Source organism: Jiangella sp. DSM 45060 (genome assembly GCF_900105175.1).
In the GTDB taxonomy this organism is placed as follows: Bacteria; Actinomycetota; Actinomycetes; order Jiangellales; family Jiangellaceae; genus Jiangella.
In genome coordinates this window covers 6,689,579-6,700,503 of record NZ_LT629771.1, presented here as the reverse complement: position 1 = coordinate 6,700,503, position 10,925 = coordinate 6,689,579, and the positions used below count along the sequence as shown (strand labels likewise).

12 protein-coding genes are annotated in these 10,925 nt (G+C 72.4%); 5 read left to right on the top strand and 7 right to left on the bottom strand.

The features are described from left to right. The first annotated feature begins 2 nt into the window (after positions 1-2). A complete protein-coding gene (locus BLU82_RS30255; RefSeq protein ID WP_092624564.1) occupies positions 3-683 on the top strand; it encodes an RraA family protein in 681 nt (226 codons plus the stop codon). Positions 684-830: 147 nt separating this feature from the next. Here the strand turns inward: BLU82_RS30255 and BLU82_RS30250 are convergent, their stop codons facing one another. The 6 genes from BLU82_RS30250 to BLU82_RS30225 form a co-directional block, all read right to left on the bottom strand. Beyond that, positions 831-1,265: a PTS sugar transporter subunit IIA gene (locus BLU82_RS30250; protein ID WP_157741357.1), complete on the bottom strand. Its 435-nt coding sequence runs from the start codon at positions 1,263-1,265 to the stop codon at positions 831-833. After that, positions 1,262-1,570, bottom strand: coding sequence for a PTS sugar transporter subunit IIB (locus BLU82_RS30245; RefSeq protein WP_092624562.1), 309 nt, complete (start codon positions 1,568-1,570; stop codon positions 1,262-1,264). The genes BLU82_RS30250 and BLU82_RS30245 overlap by 4 nt, the downstream gene beginning before the upstream one ends. 7 nt (positions 1,571-1,577) lie before the next feature. Next, positions 1,578-3,008, bottom strand: a complete 1,431-nt coding sequence (locus BLU82_RS30240; protein ID WP_092624561.1) for a PTS ascorbate transporter subunit IIC — start codon at positions 3,006-3,008, stop codon at positions 1,578-1,580. Positions 3,009-3,071: 63 nt separating this feature from the next. Then, entirely contained in the window at positions 3,072-3,476 is a 405-nt protein-coding gene (locus BLU82_RS30235) for a pilus assembly protein CpaE (protein ID WP_092624560.1), read from the bottom strand. Positions 3,477-3,621: 145 nt separating this feature from the next. After that, the gene (locus BLU82_RS30230; protein ID WP_092624559.1) at positions 3,622-4,173 is read right to left on the bottom strand and encodes a TIGR03086 family metal-binding protein; all 552 of its coding nucleotides are present in this window, start codon (positions 4,171-4,173) and stop codon (positions 3,622-3,624) included. A 66-nt stretch (positions 4,174-4,239) separates the two neighbouring features. Then, positions 4,240-5,031, bottom strand: a complete 792-nt coding sequence (locus tag BLU82_RS30225) for a helix-turn-helix domain-containing protein (RefSeq protein ID WP_092624558.1) — start codon at positions 5,029-5,031, stop codon at positions 4,240-4,242. Between the two features lie 60 nt (positions 5,032-5,091). Here BLU82_RS30225 and BLU82_RS30220 point away from each other — a divergent pair, with 60 nt between their 5' ends. The 4 genes from BLU82_RS30220 to BLU82_RS30205 all read left to right on the top strand — a co-directional run bounded on the left by BLU82_RS30220 (position 5,092) and on the right by BLU82_RS30205 (position 9,122). Further along, positions 5,092-6,948 (top strand): Xaa-Pro dipeptidyl-peptidase, encoded by a 1,857-nt coding sequence (locus tag BLU82_RS30220; RefSeq protein ID WP_157741356.1) that lies wholly within the window; start codon positions 5,092-5,094, stop codon positions 6,946-6,948. 53 nt (positions 6,949-7,001) lie between these two features. After that, on the top strand, positions 7,002-7,379 hold the full coding sequence (locus BLU82_RS30215; RefSeq protein WP_370246341.1) for a VOC family protein: 378 nt from the start codon (positions 7,002-7,004) through the stop codon (positions 7,377-7,379). 89 nt (positions 7,380-7,468) lie between these two features. Beyond that, positions 7,469-8,665, top strand: a complete 1,197-nt coding sequence (locus tag BLU82_RS30210) for an AAA family ATPase (protein WP_092624556.1) — start codon at positions 7,469-7,471, stop codon at positions 8,663-8,665. Between the two features lie 46 nt (positions 8,666-8,711). Then, positions 8,712-9,122: a hypothetical protein gene (locus BLU82_RS30205; RefSeq protein WP_092624555.1), complete on the top strand. Its 411-nt coding sequence runs from the start codon at positions 8,712-8,714 to the stop codon at positions 9,120-9,122. Between the two features lie 49 nt (positions 9,123-9,171). Here BLU82_RS30205 and BLU82_RS30200 read toward each other — a convergent pair whose 3' ends face one another. After that, positions 9,172-10,464: a globin domain-containing protein gene (locus BLU82_RS30200; protein WP_172885733.1), complete on the bottom strand. Its 1,293-nt coding sequence runs from the start codon at positions 10,462-10,464 to the stop codon at positions 9,172-9,174. Positions 10,465-10,925: the final 461 nt, after the last annotated feature.

Here is a 10,925-nt window from a genome sequence, read left to right as displayed (position 1 = left end):
GGATGTTCGAGAACCTCACCACCGCGCACCTCGCCGACGCGTGCCTGCGGGCGGGGGTGCCGGTGCGGTGCGCGTCGCTGCCGCCGGTCGTCCCCGGTTGGCGGGCGGCCGGGCGGGCGCTGCCGTGCGTCCACGTCGGCAGCGTCGACGTGTTCCTGGAAGCGTACGAGTCGGCCGGGCCGGGCGACGTGCTGGTGGTCGACAACGGCGGGCGGCGCGACGAAGCGTGCGTCGGGGATCTCGCCGTGCTCGAGGCGCGCGCGGCCGGGCTGTCCGGCGTCGTCATCTGGGGGCTGCACCGCGACACCGCCGACGTCCGGGCCATCGGACTGCCGGTGTTCAGCCTCGGCGCGCTGCCCACCGGGCCGCAGCGGCTCGACCCGCGCCCGCCCGACGGCGGGCTGACGCGCGCGGCCGTCGGCGACTTCGCCGTCACCCGCGACGACGCGATCCTGGCCGACGACGACGGCGTGGTCGTGGTGCCCGCGGACCGCGCGGACGAGCTGACCACGCTGGCCGCCGCGATCCGCGACACCGAGCGGGAACAGGCCGAACTGGTCCGCGGCGGCACGACGCTGCGCGACCAGCTCCGCTTCGCCGACTACCTCACCCGCCGCCGCGCCGAGCCGGACCTCACGTTCCGGGCCCATCTGCGCGCCATCGGCGGCGCCATCGAGGAGTGAGCTGCCGGCCCCCTTTGCAATGAGCACCCATACGCATCACCCGGGTGGGCGCGGACGTGATGCGTAGAGGTGCTCATTGCAAGGGGGAGCGGACGGCGTTCAGCCGCGCCCATCCGTCAGCCGACGGCGCTCAGTCGCGCCCGTCCGTCAGCCGACGGCGCGCAGCGCGCGCATCGCGGCGTCGCGGTCCGGCGCCTGCCGCAGCTGGTCGGCCAGACCGCCGAGCAGGTGCTCGGCGAGGCTCTGCAGCAGCGCCAGGTGCGCGGCGTCGTCCGGGGATCCGAAGGCCAGCACGACGTCGACGGGGTCGTTCTCGTCGTGGCCGAACTCCACCGGCGTCGCCAGGACGGCCGCCGACAGACACAGCGCCAGCGCGCCGTCCTCGGGCCGGGCGTGCGCCAGCGCGATGCCGGGCGCCAGCACCATGTACGGCCCGTGCTCCTCGGCGATCGCGATGCACCGCTCCGGGTACCGCGCCTCGAGGGCGCCGACGCCGACCAGCGGGGCGCAGGCGGCGTGCACGGCGCCGCGCCAGTCGGTGGCCTTCACGTCGACGACGGCGTTGATGATCGGGGCTGTCACGACAACCAGCCCTGCTCGCGCAGCGCCTCCTCCAGCTGCCGGCGCAGGCCGTCGACGTCCATGAAGTTGCTGATCGGCAGCACCACCGGTGCGACCGAGCCGAGATCGTCGGTGTGCAGGCCCTGCGCGATGGCGACATCGGCCCGCATGCCGCGCGCCGACGACACGTCGGTGTGCTCGACCTTCGCCTCGACGCCGAGCGACTTCAGCGCCTTCTCGGCGTTCATCTTGAGGATCAGGCTGCTGCCCATGCCGACGCCGCAGACGGTCAGGACGGTCAGCGGGCGGTTCGGTGCTGGGGACATCGGGGACTCACCGTTCTCTCGACACTTCGGACCGTTCATCATTCGACGCTGCCAGGCGCGCCTCCTCGCGGCGCTGCAGACGCTTGAGGAACCACGTCCACACCCCGAACACGGCGACGACGACCAGGCCGGCCAGCAGCACGCCGTTGTCGCCGAACCCGGAGAACAACTCGCCCAGGCCGAGCAGCAGCAGGATCATCAGGTACCAGTCGGGGTCGGCCAGCGTGGCCAGCTCCGGCGCGGTGTCGGACAGCAGGTTCCAGCCGAGCCACTGGCCGAACGCCAGCGACACCCCGGTGACGACGCCGGCCAGCACCGCGCCCCGCCAGCCGCCGAACGCGTTGCCGAACACCGCAGCGCCCGCGCCGACGAAGAACAGCATGATCATCGGCGGCACCAGGACGAACCAGCCGGCCGCCGCGAACACCCCCATCAGCACGAGGAAGGTCGCCGTCGTCGACAGGAAGCCGACCATGACCGCCGTCGGCGCCACCGGGAAGATCGTCGGCGCGTCCAAGGCCGGGCGCGAGCCGGGGATCGCCTTCTCGCTGATACCGGTGAACGCCGGCACGATCTCGGCCAGGAACATCCGCACGCCGTACAGCAGGATCGCGATGCCCGCCGCGAACCGCAGCGCCGCGATGATCCCCCACACCCACGGGTTGATCTCCGGGTCGTACGCCGCGGCCTGCTCGTCGACCACGCCGCCGTCGGCGAACGCCAGCCCGACCAGCATGATCAGCCCGATGACGACCGCCGTCGACACCGTGACGTCCTTGAAGAAGGACAGCCGCTTCGGCACCTTCACCTGCTCGACGTCGTCGCGCTCGGGGTTGCCGACCAGCGGCGCCAGCTTCGCGCTCAGCCACGCCACCGACGAGCTGGTGTGCCCGTAGCCCCAGTCGTCGGAGCCGATGACGCGGCGCATCATCGGCGCGATGAACAGCGGCTGGACGGTCCAGTAGCAGCCGGCCACGACCGAGCCGACGAGCACCAGCTGCCAGCGGTCCAGCTCGCCGAACACCTGCACCAGCGACGCCGTGATGACGACGGCCATCCAGAACAGCAGGTGCCCGGTCAGGTACACGTAGCGGGTCCGCAGCACCCGGACCAGCACCAGGTGCACCACGAAGCCGAGCGTGATGACCAGCGCGATGTCGCTGCCGTGGGTGCCCAGGAACTCGTCGAGCGTGTTGGTCGACGACGGCGGGTCCAGGCCGACCGCGCTGGAGACGATCGCCTGGAACGACGCCAGCCCGCCGACGAACACGTCGATGCCGATGAACAGGATGATGATGCCGATCGTCGCCCGGATCGCGCCGCCGACGACGTCCTCGACCGGCTTGCGCTGCAACAGCAGGCCGATGGCCGTGATCAGGCCGATGAGGACCGACACCTCGTTGAACAGGTTGGTCGCGATGAACTCGAGAACGTCCACGGGTCGGGTCTCCTCGATCTCGGCGCTCGGACGCCCCCCGTGTCGTTGCGCGCGACCCTACCGTCAATCGCCCGCGGCGAGGTACAGCAACGCCTTGCCGTACGCCTCCTCGGCCCGCTCGTCGTCGACCTCGACCCGCCGCCCGCCGACGTCGAGCGTCAGCCGGTAGCCGTCGTCCGTCCGGCGCAGCCCGGTGAACGCGCCGCCCAGCAGCTCGCGCAGCCGTTCCTCGCTCGGCAGCCAGAGCGCGGCCTCCTGCTCGACGCTGTCCAGCGCCCACTCGACCGTGCCGTTGAAGCCCAGCACCCGCCCGCCGCTGGGGAACTCGTGCACGTCGACGACCATGTGGGAGACCACGAACACCTCGTCGTCCATGCCGCGGTCGGCGATGACGAACCGGTCGCCGGGACGCGGCTCCCAGCGCAGCCCCTTCTCGCGCAGCTTCCGGGCCAGCTCGACGGAGATCATGCGCCCATTGTCCCCCTGTTGCGCCCGACATCCATGGGCCGCGGGGTTCGGGGGGATGCCGGCCCCGCCCGCCTCGCTCGTTCCTCGCTCGGACGCCCGCAGCCTACCCCTGCCGGCATCCCCCCGAACCCCGCTCGGTTGGCCGTCAGGTGGCGTCGCGGCCGAGGAGGCCGAGCAGCTTGGTCTGGTCGTCGGCGTCGTCGGGCACGGGGACCTCGGGGCCGCAGACGCCGGGGCGGCGCAGGTTGTCGCCCAGCTTCTCGACCATGGGCAGCAGGTCGGCGACGTCCTCGGGCGGGATGGTGTCGTCGAGGCCGGCGCCGCGGGCGATGTCCCAGCCGTGCACGACGAGGTCGAAGCCGAGGAACTGGTCGGCCGTCGCGGCCACCGTGGTCGGGCCGAACATGCCCTCGTACGGGGTGTTCGCGCGCTCCGGGTCGTCGAGGAGGTCCTGCATGGCGTCGCGGGTGTGTGTCCAGGCGGCGACGGGGTCGTCGGCGACGGGCGGGCCGTCGGGCAGCGTCAGGCCGCCGAGCTTCGCGACGTCGCGGTGCCAGTCGACGAGGTGGGCGACGACGTCGCGGGTGGTCCAGCCCTCGCACGGCGACGGCGACTCCCAGCGGTCGGCCGGGACGGACTCGATGCGGCCGGTCAGCGTGGCGGCCAGCCGGCGGTAGCGCTCAGCGATGTCGGTCATGTCTCCACTGTGCCGCGACGGCGGGACCGGCGCTTGTACGGATCGGACATCGGGAGAGCCGCGGCGTCAGGCCGCCTGGCCGGCGGGCACCGGTGCGTCGTCGACCACCGAGCCGGGACCGTGCCAGTCGGGGACCTGGCTCTGCAGCAGCTCGCTGGGCGTGCTCGACGCGATGCGGCGGCAGTCGTGCGAGAGGTGCGCTTGGTCGCTGTAGCCGGCGAGATGGGCGAGCTCGGCGAGGCCGAGGTGCGCGTTGCCGGGCGCACGGGCCAGCGCCATGAACCGCTGCAACCGCAGGATGACCCGCAGCATGGACGGCGGGTAGCCGAACGCGGCCCGGCTGCGGCGCTGCAACTGGCGATCGGTCAGCCCGGCGCCGTCGGCGAGCTCGGCGATGCTGCTGGAGCGCCGGCTCAGCACCCGAACCGTCCACAACGCCAGTGGGTCGGGGCCGTCGTGGTCGTACAGCCAGCCCTGCGCCGCCGCCGTCAGGAGGTCGAGCCGCGCCTCGGCCGACCCGGCGTCGGTGACCTCGCGGGCCAGCGCCCGCGCACCGCGGCCGAGGACGTCGTCGAGCCCGACCCGGGTGTCGAGCAGCAGGTGCGCCGGCGTGCCGAGCAGCCCCGGCGCGACGCCCGGCCGGAACCGCACGCCGACCGCATCGGTGCCCTTCGGCACGACGACCGGCCAGGCCGACGTCTCGGGACCGCACACGACCACCCGCCCGTCGGCCAGCCACATGACGTCGACGCAGCCGTCGGGCACCAGCAACTCGACCCCGTCGACCTGCGCCGTCCACCCGCACACCAGCGCGTCGCGCAGCTCGGGCGCGACGGCGACGGGGCGGTACCAGGCCATGTCGCCAGCCTAGGCCGGAGCACTGACAGACCCGAGAAGCGTCCGGTAGGTTCCGTGATCATGGTGACGCGTCGATTGCGCCGTCTGTCCGTTCCCCTCCTCGTGGCCGCGACCACCGCCGGCGCCCTCGCCGGTGTCGCCCAGGCCGAACCAGCGCCGGCGTTCGTGCTGGAGGACGGCGTCACGCAACCGGTGTACTCGTACGCCGACGCGATCCGCGAGTCGGTGTGGGTCGACCTCGGCACCGACCTCGACGCCGACGGCGAGACGGACCGCATGGCGGTCGACATCGTCAGGCCGGCCGAGCCCGCCGCGGCCGGCCAGCGGGTCCCCGTCATCATGGACACCAGCCCGTACTACCTGTGCTGCGGCCGCGGCAACGAGGCGCAGCGCAAAACGTACGACGAGAACGGCGAGCCGCTCGGATTCCCGCTCTACTACGACAACTACTTCGTGCCCCGCGGGTACGCCGTCGCGCTGGTCGACGACCTGGGCACGAACCGGTCGACGAGCTGCCCGGACGGCGGCGGCCCGGCCATGACCGGGGCCAGCGCCAGCGTCATCGACTGGCTGAACGGCCGCGCCACCGCGTACACGTCGGCCACCGGCCACGAGACCGCCGACGCCGACTGGTCGACCGGCGCGGTCGGCATGATCGGCAAGTCCGCCGACGGCACCGTCGCCAACGGCGTGGCCACCCTGGGCGTCGAGGGTCTGCGCACCATCGTGCCCATCGGCGCCGTCAGCTCGTACTACCACCAGCACAACGCGAACGGCGCCTGGGGCGGCTACGCGCCGTTGCGCAGCGGCCCGCCGAACCTGCTGACGCCGCGGGCGTACGAGTTGTGCGAGCCGTTCTTCCAGGACCTCGAGACCCGGTTCGACGACGACGGCAACTGGACGCGGTACTGGGCCGAGCGCGACTACACCCGCCGCGCCGACGACGTCGAGGCGAGCGTCTTCCTGGTGCACGGGTTCACCGACCAGGCGGTGCCGTCGGACCACCTCGCCCGCTGGTGGGACGCGCTGTCCGAGGCCGACGTGCCGCGCAAGCTGTGGCTGACCCAGGCCGGCCACGTCGACCCGTTCGACTTCGACCGCGAGCGCTGGGTGCACACGCTGCACCGCTGGTTCGACCGCTGGCTGCTCGACATCGACAACGGCATCGACGACGAGCCGATGGTGTCGGTCGAGCGCGCCCCCGGATCGTGGACCGACGAAGCCGGCTGGCCGGCCGCGGGCGCCCGCGACGTCACGCTGCGCCCGTCGTCGCCCGGCCTGTTGTCGACGGCGACGGCGCCGGCCGGCGACGCCGCGGCCTTCACCGACGACCCCGAGCAGGATCGCTGGGTGTGGGCCGCCGACCCGGACCAGCCGTCGCCGGCCCGCGTCCTGTTCCGGACCGAGCCGCTGGAGTCCGAGCTGCGGCTGTCCGGCTCCGCGTCGGTGACGGTGCGCGCGTCGTCGACGACGTCCGAGGCGGTGGTGTCGGCGGCGCTGGTCGACTACGGACCGGCGACCGTCCACGACTACCTGAACCCCGGCTGGGGCAGCGAGAACCTCGAGACCCGGTCCTGCTGGGGCGAGAGCACGCCGTCCGACAGCGCCTGCTACCTCGACACCGCCCTCTCCCTCCAGGACGTCGACCACCACGTCCTCGCCAGCGGCACCGGCGACCTCGGCCACTGGGCGACGCTGTGGCGGCAGCTGCCGCTGCGGCCGGGGCGGGCGCAGACCATCACGTTCGACCTCACCGCCATGGACCACGTCGTGCCGGCCGGCCACCGCATCGGGCTGATCCTCGCCGGCACCGACTACTGGCGCTCCGCCGCACCCAGCCAGCTGCCCACCGTCACCGTCGACCTCGCCCGGACGTCGGTCGAGCTGCCGGTGGTGGGACGTACTCTCGACGAGTGAGGCTGAGCCCGGCCGAGGACGCCAACCGCCGGTTGCTGCGCGCCCGCGACGCGATCGACCGGCACTTCGCCGAGCCACTCGACATCCCCGCGCTGGCCCGGGTCGCACTCGGCTTCGAGGTCACCAACGACGTCGACATGGGCTTCACCCGCTGGCTGACCGTCGCCCTGCCGCACGACCCCGATCGGCATCTCCTGCTCGAGGTGCCCGGCCCGCCCGCGCTCAGCGAGGAGGTCGCCGGTCAGGTCCGGGACGTGCTGACGAAGGGAGCGCTCGGCGTGGTGTGCGTGCTCACCACCGACGACTGCCACAAGGCGTTCGCGCAGCTGTCGGCCCAGGGGGTGGAGTTCACCCAGGAGCCGACCGAGCAGCCGTACGGCATCAACTGCACGCTGCGCGACCCGTTCGGCAACCAGATCAGGATCAACTAGCACACCTGATTCGCCCGGTTCGCGACACGCCTATGGGGTCGTCTAGCGAAATCTACGGATACCGCTAGACGACACCATAGAGTCCGATCATGGACCCGGTGCGCAATCCCTACGCTCCCGGCGCCGGTCAGCGTCCGCCCGAGCTGGCCGGCCGCGACCGCGAGCTGCAGCAGTTCGACGTCGTGCTGGAGCGCATCGCGCGGGGACGGCCGGAGCGGTCGCTGGTGCTGACCGGGCTGCGCGGCGTCGGCAAGACGGTGCTGCTGAACGCTCTGCGGTCGCAGGCCATCGGGCGCATGTGGGGCACCGGGAAGATCGAGGCGCGGCCCGACCAATCGCTGCGCCGCCCGCTGGCCAGCGCGCTGCACATGGCGGTCCGCGAGCTGACTCCGCGGCACCGCGACCCCGACCGCGTCGACGGCTTCCTCGGGGTGCTGAAGGCGTTCGCGCTGCGCTCGGCCGGCGACGGGGCGAAGCTGCGCGACCGCTGGCAGCCGGGCATCGACGCGCCCGCGGCGACGGGGCGGGCCGACACCGGCGACATCGAGGTCGACCTCGTCGAGCTGCTGGTCGACGCGGCCGGGGTCGCCCGCGACGTCGGGGTGGGCATCGCGCTGTTCGTCGACGAGATGCAGGACATCCCCGCGCCCGACGTGTCGGCGCTGTGCGCCGCCTGCCACGAGCTGTCGCAGCAGGGCCTGCCGCTGGTCGTCGTCGGGGCGGGGTTGCCGCACCTGCCTGCCGTCCTGTCCGCGTCGAAGTCGTACTCCGAGCGGCTGTTCCGGTACGTGCGCATCGACCGGCTGGACCGCGAGGCCGCCGACCGCGCGCTGGTCGCGCCGGCCGAGGACGAGGGCGTCAGGTACGACGCGGCGGCGCTCGACGCGCTGTACGCGGCGACGGAGGGCTACCCGTACTTCGTGCAGGCCTACGGCAAGGTGACGTGGGACAACGCGCCCACCGACCCGATCGGCGCCGACGACGTCCGCATGGCCGCGCCGGAGGCCGAGGCCGAGCTGGCGGTCGGCTTCTTCGGCTCGCGCTACGAGCGGGCGACGCCGGCCGAACGCGAGTACCTGCGCGCCATGGCCGCGCTGTCCGACCACACCCACGGCGTCGTCCCCACCTCTGACGTCGCCACCTTCCTCGGCCGCAAGCCGTCGTCGCTGTCACCGGCCCGCGACTCGCTGATCAAGAAAGGCCTGGTCTACTCCGCCGAGCGCGGCACCATCGCGTTCACCGTCCCACATTTCGGCATCTACCTGCGCAAACACGCTACCGTCTGACGTATGCCGGGTTGCCCGGGCCGCGGGTTGCGCCGATGATGGGCCGATGAACGACGTCGCCATCCCCCTCGTCGCGATCGTCGGGTTCAAGCGCAACAGGTTCGCCCCGCTCGGCGGCATGCGCGTCCTCACCGTCCGCGACGGGGTCATCCGCCTGCAGGGCAAGAACGGCACCGACCTCGAGTCCGAGGTCGCCGCGCTCACGGCCCGGCTGACGAGAACCCGGACGGTCCGGCTGGAGTCCGCGGCGGGCTCCGCGTACATCTACGGGTTCGCGCAGCTGAGCAAGCTCCCCGACGCGCTCTCGCAGATCGTCATCCGCGAGAGCGCGGGCGCGGAGCTGATCGGCCCGTGCCCGCCCGGCGCCCTCGGCGTCATGTCGCCGAAGAACGTCACCGGGGCGGCCAAGGTCAGCCGCGCGCTCGCCGACGCCCTGCACGAGCGCGGCGTCGGATGAATCGCGGCTTCTAGCGATGTCTAGCCTCAGAACTAGAAAGTCCTAGACCTCACCAGAGACCGTAATCGTCGACGACGATCTGCTCGTCGGGCACGCCCTGCTGCCGGAGCCGCTCGAGGCTGGTCGAGACCATGCCGGTCGGGCCCGCGACGTAGACACGGTGCTTTCGCCAGTCGCCGTAGGCGGAGACGATGTTGCCCATGAGGTCGGGGCTGCGGTCGGTGGGCCCGTCGGGCGACACCACCGGCACGACGGTCAGCCGCCGGTAGCGCACGCCGATCGACTCGAGGTGCGGCAGCGCGTACAGGTGGTCGCGGTCGCGCCCGGCGTAGAACACGTGGACGCGGCGGCCGTCCTGGCGCTGCTCCAGCTCCTGCAGCGTGGCCAGCACGGGCGCGATTCCGGTGCCGCCGGTGATGCAGAGCAGGTCGTGCTCGGACCGCGGCGTGGCGACGTCGTGGCCCTGCGGCGCGCCGAGGTGCAGGACGTCGCCGGGCTCGGTGCGCCAGACCAGCGCGCTGCTGACCCAGCCCGCGCCGACGGTGCGAACGTGGAACTCGAGCAGGCCGTCGTCGCGCGGCGCGGAGGCCATGGAGTAGGCCCGCCAGATCTTCGGCCGCCGCGGCGTGGTGACGTACGCGTACTGGCCGGGCCGGTACGGATAGTCCGTGTGCGGGCGGACCTGCATGATCGCGAGGTCGTCGAGGATGCGCCGGTGGTACACGACCTCGGCGTCCCACCACGGCGGCGAGATGACGGCGTCGCGGCGGGCGGCGCCGACCATGACGCCGGCGATGTAGTCGTAGGCGTCGATCCACGCCTTCTCGTGCCGCGGCGTCCACGCGTCGCCGAGCGAGCGGCGGACCGCGAGGATGAGCGCCGTGCCGACGGGCGCGTAGTGCTGGTCGATGACGCCGAACTTGCGGTGGTCGCGGCCGAGCCCTTCGAGGTACGGCTGCAACGACTCGCGGTCGCCGGCGTTGCCGACGATGCGCACCAGCGCGCCCACCAGCCGCGACCGCTGTACCGCCATGCCCGCGCCGAACAGCTCGCGGGTCTCCGGCGCGATGGTGAACAGCTGCGCGTAGAAGTCGGTGCCGACCGTGTCGAGGTGGTCCTCGACGATGGTCAGGCTCTCCCGCAGCGCCTCGTCGTCGAGGCCTGTGGTGTTGGCTGGCTGAGGTTCCAGTGCTCGCTCCGGCTCTGCCTCGGTACCTGCTGCCGTGCCGGCCCCTGAAGCGCCGTCGGGTGACGGCGTGTCCTCGCCGGCCGGACCCGACCGAGTGTCACCCTCCTGGCCGGCATCCGCAACCGCGGCCGCGCCGTTCTGCCGCCCTTGCACCGGCGATACTGGAACGCCGGGTTCGAACCACGACACGTTGCCGCGCGTGTCGGTACGGCCGGGTACATCGTCACCGGTAGCGTCGACCATGGCGTCGCCCGACGCTCCCCCGGTCCGATCCCCTTCCGCCCCACGTTGTCCCGAAGACCGGGAGTGAGTCCACATCGTCATCCTCTCCGCCCCGCCCTAACCTAGCGGTCGATCCGCCACTTCGGCACGGAAGGAAGAGCCACGGCCGGACATATCCGCGCGATGTGGGCATCACGATCACCGGCCCGCGCGCCCACCGGCAGCGCAAGATCAGGTAAACGCGCTGGTGATCAACGGTGTGACGGTCATAGCCCGGCCACCTGCACAGTCGGCCGCGAAACCGGAGAGCCGGAGAAGTCACATCTCAACATATGGACGTGATCGGGTGGCGAATGGTTCACTGTCGGGAGGTTTGGCAGAGTCGTGCAGTG

Coding starts and splice junctions, on each gene's coding strand:
- BLU82_RS30255 (WP_092624564.1), top strand. CDS start 3: ATGTTCGAGAACCTCACCACCGCGCACCTCGCCGACGCGTGCCTGCGG.
- BLU82_RS30245 (WP_092624562.1), bottom strand. CDS start 1,570: ATGTCCCCAGCACCGAACCGCCCGCTGACCGTCCTGACCGTCTGCGGC.
- BLU82_RS30235 (WP_092624560.1), bottom strand. CDS start 3,476: ATGATCTCCGTCGAGCTGGCCCGGAAGCTGCGCGAGAAGGGGCTGCGC.
- BLU82_RS30230 (WP_092624559.1), bottom strand. CDS start 4,173: ATGACCGACATCGCTGAGCGCTACCGCCGGCTGGCCGCCACGCTGACC.
- BLU82_RS30225 (WP_092624558.1), bottom strand. CDS start 5,031: ATGGCCTGGTACCGCCCCGTCGCCGTCGCGCCCGAGCTGCGCGACGCG.
- BLU82_RS30220 (WP_157741356.1), top strand. CDS start 5,092: ATGGTGACGCGTCGATTGCGCCGTCTGTCCGTTCCCCTCCTCGTGGCC.
- BLU82_RS30210 (WP_092624556.1), top strand. CDS start 7,469: ATGGACCCGGTGCGCAATCCCTACGCTCCCGGCGCCGGTCAGCGTCCG.
- BLU82_RS30205 (WP_092624555.1), top strand. CDS start 8,712: ATGAACGACGTCGCCATCCCCCTCGTCGCGATCGTCGGGTTCAAGCGC.